Source organism: Enterococcus sp. AZ120, assembly GCF_050546165.1.
Taxonomy (GTDB): domain Bacteria; phylum Bacillota; class Bacilli; order Lactobacillales; family Enterococcaceae; genus Enterococcus; species Enterococcus faecalis.
The window spans coordinates 2,136,577-2,153,907 of record NZ_CP172950.1 but is presented as its reverse complement, the minus strand read 5'-3'; the positions used below and the strand labels follow the sequence as shown (position 1 = coordinate 2,153,907).

Below are 17,331 nucleotides of genomic sequence, written 5' to 3'. Positions count from 1 at the left end.
AAGGACCTTCAACTCTTAGAGCTTTAGCTCTTAGAAGTTGTTGAGATCGGAGCAACGCGTAGTGTTGGTTCTGTTCCCGCCGTTTATCAGTTTTTGAGCGTGGAGCAAAAATCCAAAGTGATTTTTGTCCCACGCTCCTTTTTTTATTTTCTCGTTAATTTTACGACAACTTCACAACGAGCGGTTTGTGGAAACATATCAACAGATTGTAAATAGTCTACTTGATATACTTTGGCTAATTGAACTAAATCACGTGCTAACGTGGATACATTACAAGAAATATACACCATTTTCTTAGGTGGTTGTTTCAAAAGGGCCGTTAATAATTTACGATCCAAACCAGTCCGTGGGGGATCAACTACAATGGCATCAGGTTTAAAGCCTTCTTTGAACCATTTAGGTAATAAGTCTTCAGCTGTTCCAACAGCATAATGTGTGTTCGTAACACCAAGTCGTTTTGCATTGAATCTAGCATCGTCAATTGCGGCGGGAATGGTATCCATACCACGAACTTGATGCGCTTGTTTCGCTAAACTTAAGCCAATGGTCCCGACGCCACAATAAGCATCAACAACAGTTTCGTTTGGTTGTAAATCTAAGGCCTTGATTCCTTCATTATATAAAACTTCCGTTTGTTCTGGATTCAATTGGAAAAATGCTCGCGGCGATAAATCAAAGACAACGTCGTTAATGTGTTCTTCAATGCTTTCTTTGCCCCATAAGTGAAGGGTATCATCACCCATTACTAGAGAGGTTTTTTTATTTTGGACATTTTGCATAATAGAAACAACTTCTGGTAATTGTTCATTAATTGCGCGAACCATTTTTTCTTTTTGTGGAAATTTCTGCGATTGTGTAATGAACACTACTTGGACTTCGCCAGTTTGGATGCCCACTCGAACCATTAATGTTCGAAAGATACCACTATTTTTACGTTCATCATAAATTGGCAATTGAAAGTTATTCAATAAATCAACTAATGTATTCATCACCTTGGTTGTCGCAGGCTGTTGGACCAAACAGTTATCAATCGGTACTAATTGATGTGAATCAGCTTGATAGAGACCAGCTTCTACTTGACCATCGATTTGGCGTAATTGGAATTGGGCTTTATTTCGATAATTCCAAGGATTCTCCATCCCAATTGTTTTTCGTAGTTCATAGTTTTGATAATTGGCTGGTTTAAATTTGTTAAGCGCCTGCTTTAATAAATCTTTTTTAAAGTCTAATTGTGCTTTGTAGGCTAAATGTTGTAGTTGGCAGCCGCCACATGTTTCATAGACAGGACAAGGAGGGACCACGCGATCTTTAGCAGCTTTTTTGACAGATTGAAGGGTTCCTTCAGCAAATTTGGGTGTAACATTTGTGATCGTGGCAGTCACTTCTTCTTTCGGTAGCGCCCCAGGAACGAAAATAATTAATTTTTTATAATAGCCGATACCTTCGCCATTAATTCCTAATCGTTTAATTTTTAAAGAAATTTGTTGGCCTTTTTTTACTAGTTGTTGGGTCATATTCTTTCATCCTTTAGTCATCTCACATTTTTCACTTCCTCCCATTTTAGCACATTTTTATTTATTTGGCTTCCAAGGATTCTATGGTATAGTAGAATATATGTTCTGATTTAGAGGGGCAGGAGAATAAGATGACAACAATCACACGAATTAGTAAAGATAAAGGTGAATTTTATCTACTTTGGCTATCTTCAGGCGAAAAACTGCGTGTCTCGGAAGATATTTTAGTACGGCAGCGTCTGCTAAAAGGCCAAGAGTTATCAGATACTTTAATAGAAGAAATAAAAAAAGCCAGTTCTTATGATGTCGGGTTACAAATGGCGATGAATTATTTAAGCTATCAATTACGTTCAAAGAAAGAGATTTTTACTTATTTAAAAGAGAAAGAAATTGAACCTGAAGATCGAGTAAAAATCGTTCAACGTTTAGAAGAGCTGCGGTTGTTGGATGATGCAATTTTTAGTGAAAGTTACGTACGGACAGCTATGCGAACCAGTGATAAAGGACCACGAAATGTGGCACAACAATTAAAGCAAAAAGGCATTAGTGAAGAAGATATTCAGCATGGCTTGACCTTTTATACGTTAGATGAACAACTTAATGTTGCCACAGCAACTGCAGAAAAAGCCATGAAACGCTATCGAACTAAAAGTTTTAAAGATGCACTTCAGAAAACGCGTCTGCATCTGATGCAAAAGGGCTTTACAAATGAAATCATTGATCTAGCTTTGGAATCTTTAGCTTTTGAAAAGGACGAAGAACAAGAACAACAAGCGTTAAACAAGGAAGGCGAACGTTTATGGCGTGCTAATCAGCGATTTGATTTTTCTAAAAAAGTCCAAAAAGTAAAACAAAGCTTATTCCAAAAAGGGTTTGACTATGATTTGATTCAGCAATTTATTAGCGAAAAGGAAGTAGAACATGACGAATAAAGAGCCTTGGGAGGCGTGGAGTCCCGAAAAAGTTAGTTCATTCCAGGAAGATTTTTTAGCTTGGTATGAACGAGAAAAACGCAATTTACCTTGGCGAGCGAATACAGATGCATATCGTATTTGGATTTCTGAAATTATGCTACAACAAACTCGCGTAGATACAGTCATTGATTATTTTTATCGATTTATGGAATGGTTTCCGACGATTCAAGATTTAGCGGAAGCGCCAGATGATAAGTTGTTGAAAGCTTGGGAAGGGTTAGGTTACTATTCACGAGCGCGTAATTTAAAAGTGGCAGCGCAACAGATTGTTTCAGAATTTGGTGGGAAAATGCCTGACACAATCGAAGATATTCGGAGTTTAAAAGGAATCGGCCCCTATACGGCTGGTGCGATTGGCAGTATTGCCTTTAATCTCCCCGAACCAGCAATTGACGGTAACGTCATGCGGGTAGTGAGCCGTTTATTTGAAATTGATGCAGATATTGCAAAAGCGAGTAGTCGTAAAGTATTTGAAGCGGCGATGCTTAAAATCATCGATCGTGAGCGTCCAGGGGATTTTAATCAAGCTTTAATGGATCTAGGCTCAGCCGTCTGCACCCCAACTTCCCCTAAGTGTGAAAGTTGTCCGCTTCAGCAATATTGTGCCGCCTATCAGGCAGATAAAATGACCGCTTATCCAGTCAAATCAAAAAAAGTTAAGCCGAAAGATGTGTATTATGTCGGCACTATTATTGAAAATAAAAAGCAAGAATTTTTATTAGAACAACGACCTGAAACCGGTTTGTTAGCTAATATGTGGCTGTTTCCGATTGAAGAAATTAGCAAAAAACAATTTCAACAATTGCAAAAACTGGCGCAACCAGTAGAAACGGAAAAACAATTAACTTTAGAGTTAGAGCCTGTAACAGAGCCTTTGGTCGCTGAAGAACCTGTCAACTTTTTTACGGACTATGAAACAGTTGTCTGGCAAAAACGTGCCTTAGGCGAAGTCGTTCATATTTTCAGTCATTTAAAATGGCATATCTTAGTCTTTTATGGCCGAAATACAGGCGAATTAGCCACACTAGAGTCGCAGCGATGGGTGGCAGCACAACAATTTTCAGACTATGTTTTTCCAAAACCACAGCAAAAAATGGTGGAATTGTTCAAAAAAGAACACGAAAAAAAATAACAAAAAAGAGAGGCTTTTTAACAAACAAGCCCCTCTTTTTTGTTTCCTCTAGGTTATACCCCTATATAAATTCTGCTATGTTTAGTTTTGAAAGGGACTGGTAAGATAGACTTGTCTCTTGTCTGCTTAGAGGAGTAGTAATGATGGTGGAGACTTTTTAAGAGAGAGGAAGTACAGCCAATGAGTAGGAAGCGAAAAATCAGCTTAATTAGTTTAGTCATCATTTTGGTTTTTGTCACAGTCGGCTCAGCATACTTTGCTGTAGCGGGTAGCTATTTAAAGAAAACAATTGATAAAGGCTATGTTCCCATAAAAAATGATTATAATGAAGCGCAAAATAAAGATAGTCAATCGTTTTTGATTATGGGGCTAGACAATACAATTGAACGGAAATTAGGCACAACTAGGACTGATGCTATGATGGTGATTACCGTGAATAACAAGACGAAGAAAATAACCTATTTAAGTTTGCCACGGGATAGTTTTGTGCAAATTGATGCGAAAAATTACCAAGGGATGCAGCGAATTGAAGCCGCCTATACCTACGATGGACCAACAGCTTCTGTTAACACAGTTGAGAAATTATTGAATATTCCAATCAATCATTACGTTGTGTTTAACTTTTTATCTTTTATTAAGTTAATTGATGCAGTTGGCGGCATAGATGTCAATGTCAAGCAGGCGTTTGATGGTGTCACCAAAGACGGGCCAGGATCCATTCATTTTGATGCAGGGAAACAGCATTTAGATGGTACGAAAGCTTTATCTTATGCCCGTGAAAGACATAGCGATAACGATATTATGCGTGGATTCCGACAACAAGAAATTATTCAAGCAGTTGAAGACAAGTTGAAATCTGGTCAATCAATCATGAAAATAATGGACATTATTGATTCGTTAAATGGAAACATTCAAACTGATGTGGATTCCAATGAATTGACTCATTTAGTCAAAGAAGGTTTGACTTGGACCAATTATGATAAACAACAGCTTTCTTTTGACTGGCGCACTTTTAGTAATGAAGGGCGCAGTATGGTTGAACTATATCCAGATAGTATTGAAAATGTCCGTCATCAATTACGTGTGTCTTTAAATTTAGAAAAGCCAGATGAACGAGATCAAGACGGCTATGTCTTCCATACGAACGGTGAATTTTTATATCAAAGTGATTATACCGTTCAAGATGAAGCAGCTGAGGAAAACGAAATGACTTCCATCAACGGCAATACGTATATTGGTGTTCCTGGTAATACACAGACCGGCCCGTTGCCATCAGTTAAAACGGAAAATGGCTTTATAAAATAATTTATTTTCCAAGTGTAGAAAATCCGAACATAACAGATTAAATAATCCGCTTACTTATTATTCTTCTAAGGAAAAAACGAAGGATTTTAGCAAGGAAACAGCGTATCATTTGATATAAACCCAACATTCCCTTTATAATGAAAGTAACAAGCAAATTTTTGTTACTTAGAAGGGGAAGGGAGCAAGGAGTTATGTTTAGTTATACAGATACCATTTTGTCAATTATGCAAAGAATTGAAGTATACAACGAAATTTTCAAAGCCATCTCTAAAGAAGTTCAAGAATACGGTTGTAATCAGGCTGCACATCGGAGAGGCCGTGACACTTATATGTTTTGCCGAAATAATGTGAATCGTTTTTTTACAGAAGAAATGATGTTTCGTAAAAATTTAGAGCCGTATTATGATAAAGAAGCAACGAAAATCTTGCTAGAAGGATTAGATACGTATAAAGAAGGAGTATTTTTCTGGTTAGAGGCATTAAGTGAATCTTGCCAAGTGACAGATGAATTGAAATATCAATTAGGAATCCGCCAAAAAGAATCCTCTTATTTATTAATTAATCAAGCTTGTAAAGAAGCCTGTGAGGGCATTCAAAGCGCTCATAGTGTTCATAAGATGTAAAAAGTTAGGGATAGCTGTCAATCTGGCAGTTATCCCTAACTTTTTTATTTCAATATCATCTGATAAGCATAACGTTCGCCATCGTTAACCTCTAAAATCACGTCACCTTGATAAACAAAGCCAGCTTTTTTAATCAGGTGCTGCATAGCGAGATTTTGTGGATGTGTATCAATTCGAATATCAGTAGCACCTTGCAAACGAGCGGCTGTAACCAGTGAGCGCAAAAGCACCAAGGCCAGTCCTTGACCTTGAAAGGAACTTTTTAAAGCAACACGATGAATTGCCGTATACGTAGTTTGAGAATGAGGTTGCCAAGAACCATTAAAAATCGCTTCATAAGCAGGATCAATCTCCGAACATAAAACACCAACGCCTGCCAAGGCATCCTCAACCATTAAAATATAGCAAGTTTGCTGGTCGATATCTTTTGCTAAAATTTCTTGATTCGGGCCATCGCCGTTTTGCCATTGGGGAATGCCACTTTTTTGTAAGGTGCGGCGTCCATCTTCAATGATAGCAAGGATGTCAGGCAAATCAGAAGGTTCTGCTTTTCTTAAGTAAACAGTCAAAAAATATTCCCTCCTCTTAGAAACCTGTTGTTGTTTTCAATTGGTAAATTTTTGAAGGGCGGCCAATGCCAACGGGACGTTCACCTAACTCTTCAAAATATTGTGTCATGGCTTTTTTAAAATTTGAATGGTCAATGCTGCGATAATCAACGCCGAGGAACTTCGCAAAAACTTTACGGGCTTCCGTAATGGTGAAATCTTTTCCTAAGACTTGAAGCACTTGCGGTTCATGTTCCATTTTATCAACAACACGATTAAACGCCTTAATTATAATTTCACTATGGTCGAAGGCTAATGTATCTTTACCAAGAGAGGACGCTGTTTTCAAGTCTAAAGTAATTTCCACATCTTCATGAGATAACGTGATGTGTTGACCATGCCGTTCAAGATTGAACCAATGGACTTCTTTGGCATCGTCGCCAGCAATTAAAGGTTCTTCACCAATAAAAGCTAAATAGCTGACTGTCACGACCCAGCCACGAGGATCTCGATCTGGGCGACTAAAGCTGTGTAATTGTTCAATATTTTCTTGAGAAATCACCACACCAGTTTCCTCTTTTGTTTCTCTTAAAACACTATCTTCAGTAGATTCGTTACGATTAACAAAACCGCCAGGAAGCGCCCATGAGTTTCTAAAGGGGTGACCTTTACGTTGAATCAGTAAGACTTTTAATTGATCAGCTTCCTTGTTGTAACAAAGAAGAACCATATCAACGGTTAAAGAGGGTTTTTCATATTCAGGTAATTCTTGTTGATGATACCAAGTTAAAAACTCTGCTAAGCTAGCTTGGCGTTCATAATAATTTTTTTCTTCGGCTTTAGAAGCAAATTGTGGCACAATTGCTCCTCCTTTCAAAAAGAAACATGGTTTTCTTTTATTGTATCATTAAGTGGCTGAAATACAATATTCAAGCGTAAAAAGAAAAGCAAGCCTGGGACAAAAATCCAAAGTGATTTTTGTCCCAGGCTTGTACTATAAGAAGTTTGTTCTAAACGTTGTTTATTGTGTTAATTCTAATAATTTATTTTTCAAATCTTCTTCCATATGGCCAAGTTCGATCTCGGCAGCTTGGCGTTTTTCTTTTCCTTCTTGTTGAATACGTAATGTTTCTTGGATAGTTTCAATTAAATCATTTTGTGTTTTTTGTAATGTTTCAATATCGACTAGGCCACGTTCGTTTTCTTTTGCTGTTTCAATTGCAGAAATTTTTAGCATTTCTGAATTTTTCTTCAGTAAGTCATTGGTGGTTTCAGAGACTTGACGTTGAGCAGTCACAGCATCTTTTTGACGGAGTAAGGTTAAGGCGATGACTACTTGGTTTTTCCATAACGGAATCGCCGTATTCACCGATGATTGAATTTTCTCAGCCAAAGCTTGGTTAGTATTTTGGATTAAACGAATTTGCGGGGCTTGTTGAATCGTAATTTGACGAGCCAAGCGTAAATCATGGGTTCTTTTTTCTAAACGGTCTAGGAATTGGTTATAATCATTAACAATTTGGACATCCATTTGATCTCCAGATTCTTCCGCTTTTTTCATGGCTTCAGGGATAATTTGCGTCCGTAGTTCTTCTGCTTTTAATTCCCCAGCGGCAATATAGATGTTTAAGGCATCAAAATAATCTTTATTTTTTTGATACAATTGATCTAACATGGCATTATCTTTTAAAAGACCATCTTTTTCATGGGTTAATTTGACAGCAATTTTGTCAATTTGCGCACCAATTTTTTGATATTTGGCGGTAATTTCGTAAACGGATTGTTTGACTTTACCTAACATTTTTTGAATAAAGTTGCCTTCGCCAGCACGTAATTCATTGGGATTGGCTTCATTTAAACGAAACATTAGATCGGTCAGTGAATCACCAACAGGACCAATGTCTTGTGCTTGAACGTGGTTTAACATCGCTTGCGAAAATTCGCCGAGTTTGATTTGGGCATTTGAACCATAGGTAATTACTGCTTGTGAATCTTGGACATCAATTTTTGAAGCTAATTCTTTTGCTTGGGCTTGACGTTCTTGTGGTAATTTATCAATTAAACGAGGAGCTGCTTGCTGTTCTTTTAACTCAGATAGTTCATTTTGTTGCGTTGGTGTTAGTTCATCCATTGATGAAAATGGATTACTTAATAAATCGTCCAATGTATTGGTTACAGATGTTGTTTCTTTGGGTTGTTGCTCAGTCATTTTTTTTCCTCCCTAATGATTATTGCTGGTCTTCGTTTACTTGAGGTGATTCCTCAGTTGCAGCTTTTTGCGACAAGCTGCTTTTAGCGATCGACATTTCGACATCTAAATCGTCTAAGTCATCGGAAACGATTTCCTCATAATCATTTTTAACTAATTTTGACAATTGGTCAATGATTTGTGCGCTTTCTTCTAATTTTTCATACGTTTGTTTGTTTTTTACTTCGTGTTGTTCGATTTCTAAATGTTTACTTGTTAAGTCAACGATATTTGGTAAATGTGTATAGAGAAAGTGATTGGCTAAGTGTAACTTTTTAGGTTCTTTCACTAACTCTTTAAACAGAGCTTTAGAAACCTTCGTTGTATCATTACGTAAGTCAATCGCCCGTAATTTAGTTGAACGATTCATGTTTTCTTGTAATTGTATGATTTGTTTTTTGGCTGTGCTCATTGTACTTCTGAAAAAATCAATTTCTTGTGGAGATAACCCCAACTCACGATAATGGGCTTCTTTATCTTTTGTTAAGTAAGGCATTTGATCGCTCTTGTCGGCGGCATTTTTCTTTTTTCGATAGAGAACGAATACTAAAAAGCCTACCAGAATCACAAAAGCGAAGAAGCCATATTCTCTAGCGACAGCAATGATTAAGGCTCCTAAAAGAATATAGCCAATCAGTAATTTTGTATTTAATTTGTTCATTTATATAGTTCCTCCTATCTATTTAATCCTCGAAAGAGTCAGCTCTCGTTACAATAGTTATTTTAGCATACTCTGTGAGAGAAAAGACATACAGCGGAAGATGTATTTTATGATTTAGTGAAATCCTAAGAAAAAAAGTATAAAACGCAAAAAAAGACCCGTCCTAATTGGGGGTAGGACGGGAAAGGAGTTAAAAATGAAAAAGTGTTTTGTTAGGGTTGTTTGTTGGTATGCTTAAATAATACAAGGAAGTTGTGAATTTTTTATGTCTATTTTTTTTCGAAAATGTAATTTTTTTCTAAAGCAATAAATTTTTTTCTTTGAAAAGGGTTTAACTAGAGAAGAAGGGGTGCGATTTTTATCATTTTAGGGTATGATAAACAAGAAAGGTTGGTGAAAGATATGTTAAATTATGAGGACTTCGAAGAAAAAACACTTCAACGTCGAGAAATTTTTAAAGGAAAGATTATTGATGTTTTTTTGGATGACGTGGCTTTACCGACAGGCGGCACTGCTAAACGCGAATTGGTTTTTCATTCAGGCGCAGTAGCTATGATTCCGTTAACCGCAGAAGGAAAAATCGTCTTAGTTAAACAATTTAGAAAACCCTTGGAACAAGTGATTTTAGAAATTCCAGCGGGAAAAATTGATCCTGGAGAAGAAAATCAACTGGAAACGACGGCTATGCGGGAATTGGAAGAAGAAACTGGGTATCGTGCGGGTCAGCTCACCTACATAAATTCAATGTATCTGTCACCAGGATTTGCTAATGAAAAATTGGCTCTCTATTTGGCAACGGATTTGCAGAAAGTCGAAAATCCGCGTCCTCAAGATGAAGATGAAATCTTGGAACTTTACGAGCTAACAATAGCTGAAGCCAAAGCAGAGGTGGCAAAAGGCACGATTTGTGATGCCAAAACACTTTTTGCTATACAATACTGGGAATTGTATTTACTGCAGAGACAGTTTAAGGAGGACACGCAATGAGCAAAGGTCCGTTAGTCACTCGGACAGAGCTTCGCAAACGCAGAGAAGCAGAAGAAAAAGAAGCGGAACGTCGTCAGCAAGAAGAGCAGAAGCTGGCGGAAAAAGCGTATAAGCGAAAAGAAAAAGAAATTTCGACGTTTTATCGTAAAGAAAAGAAAAAACAAAAACCGATCAACAAGTCACGAGTAGGAGAATACTCGAAGCGTCGAGAACGGAGTACTTGGTTAAACAAGGCAATTATTATTGTAGCGATTTTATTAGCCGTTGTGGCATATATCGTTTTGAATTTATAGAAAAGAGGAATCACTATGAAAATTGGAATTATTGGAGCAATGGATCAAGAGGTCAAAATTCTAAAAGAAAAATTGACAGACACGATGTCATGGGAACGAGCAGGCGCTTTATTTGTTTCTGGTTCGTTAGGAAGACATGAGGTGATTGTGGTTCGTTCAGGAATTGGTAAAGTGGCCTCAGCTGTGACCACGACTTTATTGATTCATCAATATGGCGTAAATATGGTGATTAATACAGGTTCTGCTGGTGGTATCGGTGAAGGACTAAAAGTCGGCGATTTAGTCATTGCAGACAAATTAGCTTACTTTGATGTTGATGTCACTGGTTTTGGTTATGCCTATGGACAATTGCCTGGTGGTGTGCCTTTGTATTTTGAAACAAGTGAATACTTGCGGATGGAAATTGCGAAAGCTGCTGAAAAAACAGGTTTAGCTATTCGTAAAGGATTGATTGTTACTGGAGATACTTTTGTGGATAGCGCTGAGAAAATCGCCAAAATTAAGAAAGAGTTTCCTGAAGCCTTAGCTTGCGAAATGGAAGGCGCAGCAATTGGCCAAGCGGCTTCACAGTTCAATATTCCATTCTTAGTTGTACGGGCAATGAGTGATACAGCAGATGGCGAAGCAACTCAAAGCTTTGACGAATTCATCGATGAAGCTGGGAAAAAATCAGCCGAAATGGTTATTCATTTTGTCGAGAACTTAGTTTAAAAAGAGAAAGAAACAGCCATCATTTCATTGATGAAATGATGGCTGTTTCTTTTTGCTTGTTGTCATTTAATGAAAGGTTTTTAAATACTGCTCTTTTTGTTTGCGCGTTAATTTTTTAAAGGCGGCTTCGGCTTTAGTGGCCGCGCTACGTGTTTCAAATTTCTCTGTATGAATCATTTTGACTGGCCGTCGTTTGGCTAATCGTGTATATTTTGCACCAGTTCCGCTATTATGTTCGGTTAATCGACGTTCTGGCTCAGTTGTATAGCCACCGTAAAAGGAACCATCTTGGCAAAGTAAAACATAAAAATAATGGGATTTCTTATTCTCCATACAGCATAGCCTTCATTTCAGCTTCGTATTCGTTCTTTTCATTGTATGTAAAAAGAGGTGGTAACACACGAAAACCGTCTTTTTTGCCTTGTTTAATGCCTTCAATTAGTAAAACATTGGCTTCTTTGCCTGGCTTCGGATAAACAAACCGAGCTTTTTTCGGCGCAATATTGGCGTTTTCCATGGCATGTAAAATATCAAGGAAACGATCAGGTCGATGAACCATTGCGAGGCGACCATTTGTTTTTAATAAATCCGCTGACACAGTGACCACTTCTTGAAGAGACGTGTGAATTTCATGACGGGCAATCGCTAAATGCGGGTTTGGATTTTTTTGGCTAGTTGGTCGTTCTTTAAAGTATGGGGGATTACATAGTACTAAATCCACAGAATCTTTTTTGATGACTTCTGTCGCTTGTTTTAAATCACGTTCATACATCGTTACTTGTTTTTCCAATTTATTTAATAGAATACTTCGTTGACCCATATCTGCCAAACGAGGTTGTAATTCGATTTGGTCGATCTTTGCAGCTGTTTTCCGACTAACGAAGAGGCCGACCGCGCCATTGCCAGCACACAAATCGACAATCTTGCCTTTTTTTGGTAGTTGCGGAAAATTAGCCAATAAGACTGCATCAATGGAAAAAGAAAAGACTTCTTTGCTTTGAATAATTTGAATATCATCCGCATATAATTGATCAATCCGTTCGCCGGATAATAACATAGATTAAGAACCTCCAACTTTTCATCTGATTGTTCATGTATTATACTACTTTTAAACCCGTATGACAAAATCTGTTCCCTAGATTAGTAGGAACATGTTATTTCTCTGATTGATAGACGTAAAAAAAGCTTGTCAAAAGGTAGAGCTTTCGGCATACTAGAAAGCGGAGAGAAGAAAGGAAGAAAATTATGTTTTTTACATTTATGCGTGGCGTGGTTCGCGTCATTTTATTTGTGATTAATGGAAATGCACATTATGAAAATAAAGAAAAATTACCAAAAGACCAAAACTATGTCTTAGTTGCGCCGCATCGAACATGGTGGGAACCGCTGTATTTAGCTGTTGCTGGCAGTCCTAAGAAGTTTAGCTTTATGGCAAAAAAAGAGTTGTTTAAAAATCCTGTTTTACGTTTCATTTTAAAACATGCGAATGCGTTTCCGGTGGATCGTGAGAAGCCCGGTCCCAGCGCGATTAAAACACCTGTCAAAATTTTAAAAAATTCTGATTTAAGTTTGATTATGTTCCCTAGTGGCACGCGTCATTCCTCAGAATTAAAAGGTGGGGTAGCCTTGATTGCTAAAATGGGGCGAGTACCTATCGTGCCATCTGTTTATCAAGGTCCGTTAACTTTAAAAGAGTTGTTTAAACGTAAAAAAGTAACGGTTCGTTTTGGGGAGCCAATCGATATTAGCGATATTAAAAAAATGGATAAAGACGGTTTAGCTGAAGTAGAACGTCGGATGCAAGAAGCATTTGATCAGTTAGATAAAGAAATTGATCCAACTTTTAAATATGAATCAACAGAAAAAGAATAAAACAAACCGCTATAGAATAGGAATGTTACTGGCAGGTAGTCTCATCAAAAGATGATGCTCCCTGTCTTTTTTCTTGCGTTAAGAAAAAAGTTTGTTAAAAATCTAATTCTTCTGTCCGATTTTCTTAAAAAATACCAGAAATTTGTTATAATAATAAGAAGGACTTTTTTAGGCGGTGAAAAAATGAAATTTTTACATACAGCAGATTGGCATATTGGCAAAAAATTACATGGTTTTGATTTATTGGCAGAACAAAGGGAAGCCTTTAAACAAATCTTAGCAATTGCGAAAGAAGAGCAAGTGGATGCTGTTGTGATCGCTGGAGATTTGTATGATCGCTCTGTTCCAGCAGTTGAAGCAGTCGAGATTTTTAATGAAATGATGATTCAAATGAATCTCAAAGAGCATTTCCCCGTGTTAGCTATTTCGGGAAACCATGATAGCAGCACTCGTTTAGAAACAGGAGGCCCTTGGTTTAACCAAACGCAATTTCATTTGAATACGCGTTTAGAACAAGCCTTTCAACCAATTGAAATCGACAATACCCAATTTTATTTGTTGCCTTATTTTGAACCGATTGCGGCTCGCTTATATTTTGAAGATGAAACGATTCGAACGATTCAGGCGGCGATGGAAAAAGTTGTCGCGAAAATGCAAGAATCTTTTCTCCCCAATAAAAAACAGGTGTTAGTTAGTCATTTTTTTGTCGCTGGCAGTGAAAAAACTGATTCTGAAACAAAATTAACAGTGGGTGGTTTGGATGTTGTTCCGACGGTTTTGTTAGAGCCTTTTGATTATGTCGCGTTGGGCCACTTACATGGAAAAAATGCGTTGCAGGCACCTAATGCTCGATACAGTGGCTCGCCTGTAAAATTTTCTTTATCAGAAATGACACAAGAAAAGGGTGTTTGGCTTGTTGAAACAGAAACTGAAGTTCATTTTCAATTCCGTACTTTGAAACCATTGCGAGACATTCAACAATTGACGGGCTCGTTTCAGCAGTTAACGGATCCCGCTTTTTATCAAGAAGTGAATCGGGAAAATTATTTACATGTCCAATTAACCGACCGAGCGATCATTCCCAACATGATGAATCAATTGCGAAAAATTTACCCCAAAATTATTGGGCTGGAACGTTTGAATGGTCGAGAAACAAGCAACGGAAATCAGAAAAAAGTGGTACAAATAGAACAACGTTCACCAGAAGAACATCTGCATGACTTTTTTAACGATGTGACAGGAGAGGCCTTGACAGAACAACAAGCACAATGGGTCCAAGAAGAACTGAGTACACTTAATCAATTAGAAAGAGGGAAGTAACAGGATGAAACCATTATCTTTAACATTGAAAAACTTCGGACCGTATATTAATGAAACCATTGATTTTACGAAGTTTGAAGATTCTTCACTTTTTCTAATTAGTGGAAAAACAGGGTCTGGGAAAACAACGATTTTTGATGGAATGAGCTATGCTTTGTTTGGTGAAAGTTCTGGAAAATTACGTTTAGGCAAAGAAATGCGTTCCACATTTGCTGACCCCTCAGAAGCCACTGAAGTTACTTTGCTTTTTAAACATAACGAGTATCTCTATGAACTGAACCGCCTTCCCGAACAAGAACTTTTTAAAAAACGTGGCACAGGAGTCCGTAAACAAAGTGCCAAAATTTCTTTAATTGTCAAAGATGCTCAAGGGAAAGAACTACGAGCCTATTCTAAAAGACGCGAAGTGGACGAACTCATTCAAGAATTATTGCATTTGAATGCCAATCAATTTGCTCAAATTGTATTGTTACCACAAGGAGAGTTTCGGACTTTTTTAATTGCTAAAAGTGATGAAAAAGAAAAGGTTTTGCGCAATTTATTCGGAACAGAATTGTATCAGTTGTTCAGCGAAAATTTAAAAGAACGCTTAAAAATTGCCAATCAAGAGATTCAAGAAACCCAGCAAAAAATTGAACTGAAAACAGAACAGTTGCATTGGTCAGAAGAACCTGAACCGACAATGACACTTTTTGAAAAACTTCAATTATTAGAAAGCCAACAACAAGAGGCTCAGCAACAACTATTAGTTGAAAGAGAACAAATTGCAACCTTAAAACAAGCCAAACAAGCAAAAGAGCAAGTTCGTTATGCTATTGAAGAACGACAAAACTTGCAACAGCAAAAAGAAGAATTACTGGAAAAGAAAGCAAAACAAGCTGAACAGGAAACCGTCATTGAGCGGTTAAAGGAACAGATTCAGCAATTAAAATGGAGCCAAAAACAGCAACCTTTAGCTGAAAAAGTCTTTGAAAAACGAAGCGAAAAACAACAAAAAGAGCAAGAAACAAAGTCCAAACAACAAGCTCTTATGGAAACGCAACAAGCATTGACAGATTGGCAAGCAATCATGAGTGAGTTGGAAGAACAACAACCATTGATTGCTGAAAAACAAGAACGTCTTCAAACGATTCAACGTCAATTACCACAATACCAAGAATATGAACAGTTAGCTCAACGAAAAATAGCAGAACAAGCCAATTATCAAGCCATTCAAAAAGAGTATGAATCTTGCCAACAGGAAAAAACAACATTAGCGGATAAAGTGGCGACAGCCAAACAATTTATTGAACAAGAAGGAACACTTGAAAAAGCAAATTTTGAATGTTCTAGTGTAGCAGATCATTGGCAAAATTTTGTAGAACGTTGGCAAAAAAATCAAAAAGCTTGGCAAAAAATTAGTCAAAACCAAGTGGAATTGCACGAGTTGACACAACGGTTTGCTGTTGAACAGCAACAAAAAAGCGCCGAAGAAGCGAAGTTGCAGACAAAGAAAAGTCAATGGGCCTCTTTACAAATCCAACGATTAAGCTTGTTACTTGAAGAGGGGGAACCTTGCCCAGTTTGTGGCTCTTTAGAACATCCAAAGCAACAAACTCATCAAGAAGTTTCCTTAGAAGAGATTGATCAAGCGGAACGGGAATTAACGGAAGTTGAAAAAACGGTTCAACGATTTACTGAAACGCTCTCTGCATTAGGGGCGGAAAAACAACAGAAAGAAAGCCAATTACAAGAACAGGAAGCTGCGTATACTGAGGAACAAGAACAATTAGCAGCGCAGTTTGCTGACTTGCAGTTGCCGTTAACAGGACTGACTTTTTCACAAGTAACACCTGCAGAAATTGCGGAAGTTGAGTCGCAATTAGCTAAAGAAAAACAACAAATAGCACAAAAACTAACGGAAATTTCAGTCGAAAAGGACCGTCTGGCGGAACTAGAAGAACAAGTAGCTGAAAATTCTCAACGCTTTGAAGTGCTCCGACAACAAGTAGAAACAATGCAACAAAGTCTGGAAAGAATCACTATCCAGCAGCAAATGATTGCTAGCCAATTATTGGATGCAACCGTCACATACGAAGAAATGACTAAACGACAAGCTTTGCTTCAAGAAGAACTCTCTGCATTTGAACGTCAAAAAGAAAACGTGACGACACAAGGAGAAACCTTGAAGAAAGAAGAAATGATCCTTGAAAGTACGTTGACGCATTTGGAGAAAGAACAACAAACACTTCAACAAACAGTCGCACAACTTGAGAGTCAGTTAAAGGCAGTTTTAACGGAACAAGGCGTGACAGAGGACCAATTGACGGAGTGGTTGAAAGAGGTACCGACACTAGAAAGTCAGCAAGAACAAATTGCTTTATTTGAACAAGAGCAAACCCAACTGACTATCCAACTCGCTGAAATTGAAAAAAAATTATCTAGTGATACGTTCCCAGAATTATCTTTAATCACCACAGAAATTGAACAAATAACACAACAAATTGAAGAACAAGAAAAAAAATACTATCAACTGCATGAAAAAATGCTGAACAACCAACAGTTGGTTCAAGAAATTAATGTGCAAAGAACAACAATTGAAGACAAGTTTGAGGAAGTTACTGCACTACAACAGTTGGCAGATACGGTGAATGGCAATAATCCTAAAAAAATTAGTTTTGAACGGTATATGTTACAAACGTATTTAGAAAGAGTGCTGACAGTCGCTAATCAGCGTTTAGACCGCCTGACCAATAGTCGTTATCAATTTGAATTGAATCACGAAGCAGGCAGTTATCGGAATCAAACGGGGCTAGAAATCAATATTTATGATGACAATTCAGGGACGGTACGCAGCGCTCACACGTTATCAGGCGGGGAAAGTTTTATAGCAGCGTTAGCTTTGGCACTTTCTTTAGCAGAAGTGATTCAAGAACAAGCAGGCGGAGTCTTAATTGATGCGTTGTTTATTGATGAAGGCTTTGGTTCCTTAGATGAAGAAGCATTGGAAATGGCAATGGAGGCGTTAGAAACGATTGAAAATGAAGGCCGCATGATTGGGATTATTAGTCATATTGGCGAATTAAAAGCACGAATTCCACAACAATTACAAATAAAAAGCAATGGGAATGGTCAAAGTACCGTTCACTATCAGCTAGCTTAGT

17 protein-coding genes are annotated in these 17,331 nt (G+C 37.6%); 10 read left to right on the top strand and 7 right to left on the bottom strand.

All coding sequences use genetic code 11. The features are described 5' to 3' along the window. Positions 1 to 143: 143 nt before the first annotated feature. Positions 144 to 1,514, bottom strand: a complete 1,371-nt coding sequence (gene rlmD / locus IGJ46_RS10280; RefSeq protein ID WP_002356436.1) for a 23S rRNA (uracil(1939)-C(5))-methyltransferase RlmD — start codon at positions 1,512 to 1,514, stop codon at positions 144 to 146. A gap of 131 nt (positions 1,515 to 1,645) precedes the next feature. On the opposite strand from rlmD, the gene recX reads away from it, so the two are divergent. The 4 genes from recX to IGJ46_RS10260 all read left to right on the top strand — a co-directional run bounded on the left by recX (position 1,646) and on the right by IGJ46_RS10260 (position 5,548). Further along, positions 1,646 to 2,446 carry a recombination regulator RecX gene (gene recX, locus IGJ46_RS10275; protein ID WP_002359467.1) on the top strand — a complete coding sequence of 267 codons (801 nt, stop codon included), beginning with the start codon at positions 1,646 to 1,648 and terminating at the stop codon, positions 2,444 to 2,446. Next, positions 2,436 to 3,620, top strand: coding sequence for an A/G-specific adenine glycosylase (gene mutY, locus IGJ46_RS10270; protein ID WP_375343118.1), 1,185 nt, complete (start codon positions 2,436 to 2,438; stop codon positions 3,618 to 3,620). The genes recX and mutY overlap by 11 nt, the downstream gene beginning before the upstream one ends. A 180-nt stretch (positions 3,621 to 3,800) precedes the next feature. Further along, positions 3,801 to 4,925, top strand: coding sequence for an LCP family protein (locus tag IGJ46_RS10265; protein WP_002356443.1), 1,125 nt, complete (start codon positions 3,801 to 3,803; stop codon positions 4,923 to 4,925). Between the two features lie 137 nt (positions 4,926 to 5,062). Further along, positions 5,063 to 5,548, top strand: coding sequence for a hypothetical protein (locus IGJ46_RS10260; RefSeq protein WP_002356444.1), 486 nt, complete (start codon positions 5,063 to 5,065; stop codon positions 5,546 to 5,548). Between the two features lie 44 nt (positions 5,549 to 5,592). Here IGJ46_RS10260 and IGJ46_RS10255 read toward each other — a convergent pair whose 3' ends face one another. The 4 genes from IGJ46_RS10255 to IGJ46_RS10240 all read right to left on the bottom strand — a co-directional run bounded on the left by IGJ46_RS10255 (position 5,593) and on the right by IGJ46_RS10240 (position 9,005). Beyond that, positions 5,593 to 6,117: a GNAT family N-acetyltransferase gene (locus IGJ46_RS10255; RefSeq protein WP_218391238.1), complete on the bottom strand. Its 525-nt coding sequence runs from the start codon at positions 6,115 to 6,117 to the stop codon at positions 5,593 to 5,595. A 16-nt stretch (positions 6,118 to 6,133) separates the two neighbouring features. Next, positions 6,134 to 6,973: an NUDIX domain-containing protein gene (locus IGJ46_RS10250; protein ID WP_016633773.1), complete on the bottom strand. Its 840-nt coding sequence runs from the start codon at positions 6,971 to 6,973 to the stop codon at positions 6,134 to 6,136. A gap of 144 nt (positions 6,974 to 7,117) precedes the next feature. Continuing rightward, entirely contained in the window at positions 7,118 to 8,305 is a 1,188-nt protein-coding gene (locus IGJ46_RS10245; RefSeq protein ID WP_002356447.1) for a toxic anion resistance protein, read from the bottom strand. A gap of 19 nt (positions 8,306 to 8,324) precedes the next feature. Then, entirely contained in the window at positions 8,325 to 9,005 is a 681-nt protein-coding gene (locus tag IGJ46_RS10240) for a 5-bromo-4-chloroindolyl phosphate hydrolysis family protein (RefSeq protein WP_002356448.1), read from the bottom strand. Positions 9,006 to 9,407: 402 nt separating this feature from the next. Between IGJ46_RS10240 and IGJ46_RS10235 the strand changes: the two genes are divergently transcribed. Genes IGJ46_RS10235 through IGJ46_RS10225 form a run of 3 tightly spaced genes read left to right on the top strand, consistent with a single transcriptional unit; the run spans position 9,408 to position 10,996 of the window. Then, entirely contained in the window at positions 9,408 to 9,992 is a 585-nt protein-coding gene (locus IGJ46_RS10235; RefSeq protein ID WP_002356449.1) for an NUDIX hydrolase, read from the top strand. Then, positions 9,989 to 10,285: a cell wall synthase accessory phosphoprotein MacP gene (macP, locus tag IGJ46_RS10230; protein ID WP_002356451.1), complete on the top strand. Its 297-nt coding sequence runs from the start codon at positions 9,989 to 9,991 to the stop codon at positions 10,283 to 10,285. Before IGJ46_RS10235 ends, macP begins: the two co-directional genes overlap by 4 nt. A gap of 15 nt (positions 10,286 to 10,300) precedes the next feature. Further along, positions 10,301 to 10,996 carry a 5'-methylthioadenosine/adenosylhomocysteine nucleosidase gene (locus IGJ46_RS10225; RefSeq protein WP_002356454.1) on the top strand — a complete coding sequence of 232 codons (696 nt, stop codon included), beginning with the start codon at positions 10,301 to 10,303 and terminating at the stop codon, positions 10,994 to 10,996. 66 nt (positions 10,997 to 11,062) lie between these two features. On the opposite strand, the gene IGJ46_RS10220 is transcribed toward IGJ46_RS10225, so the two are convergent. Both IGJ46_RS10220 and IGJ46_RS10215 read right to left on the bottom strand, forming a co-directional pair. Continuing rightward, positions 11,063 to 11,329, bottom strand: coding sequence for a GIY-YIG nuclease family protein (locus tag IGJ46_RS10220; protein ID WP_002356455.1), 267 nt, complete (start codon positions 11,327 to 11,329; stop codon positions 11,063 to 11,065). After that, a complete protein-coding gene (locus IGJ46_RS10215; RefSeq protein WP_002356457.1) occupies positions 11,319 to 12,053 on the bottom strand; it encodes a tRNA1(Val) (adenine(37)-N6)-methyltransferase in 735 nt (244 codons plus the stop codon). Before IGJ46_RS10215 ends, IGJ46_RS10220 begins: the two co-directional genes overlap by 11 nt. Positions 12,054 to 12,241: 188 nt before the next feature. Between IGJ46_RS10215 and IGJ46_RS10210 the strand changes: the two genes are divergently transcribed. From IGJ46_RS10210 to IGJ46_RS10200, 3 genes are read left to right on the top strand one after another with little or no spacing between them, the layout of a single operon-like run. After that, positions 12,242 to 12,868 carry a lysophospholipid acyltransferase family protein gene (locus tag IGJ46_RS10210; protein WP_002356461.1) on the top strand — a complete coding sequence of 209 codons (627 nt, stop codon included), beginning with the start codon at positions 12,242 to 12,244 and terminating at the stop codon, positions 12,866 to 12,868. A gap of 51 nt (positions 12,869 to 12,919) precedes the next feature. Beyond that, positions 12,920 to 14,188, top strand: coding sequence for an exonuclease SbcCD subunit D (locus IGJ46_RS10205; protein ID WP_185931566.1), 1,269 nt, complete (start codon positions 12,920 to 12,922; stop codon positions 14,186 to 14,188). A gap of 4 nt (positions 14,189 to 14,192) precedes the next feature. Further along, positions 14,193 to 17,330, top strand: a complete 3,138-nt coding sequence (locus tag IGJ46_RS10200) for an SbcC/MukB-like Walker B domain-containing protein (RefSeq protein ID WP_142956533.1) — start codon at positions 14,193 to 14,195, stop codon at positions 17,328 to 17,330. Position 17,331 lies beyond the last annotated feature (1 nt).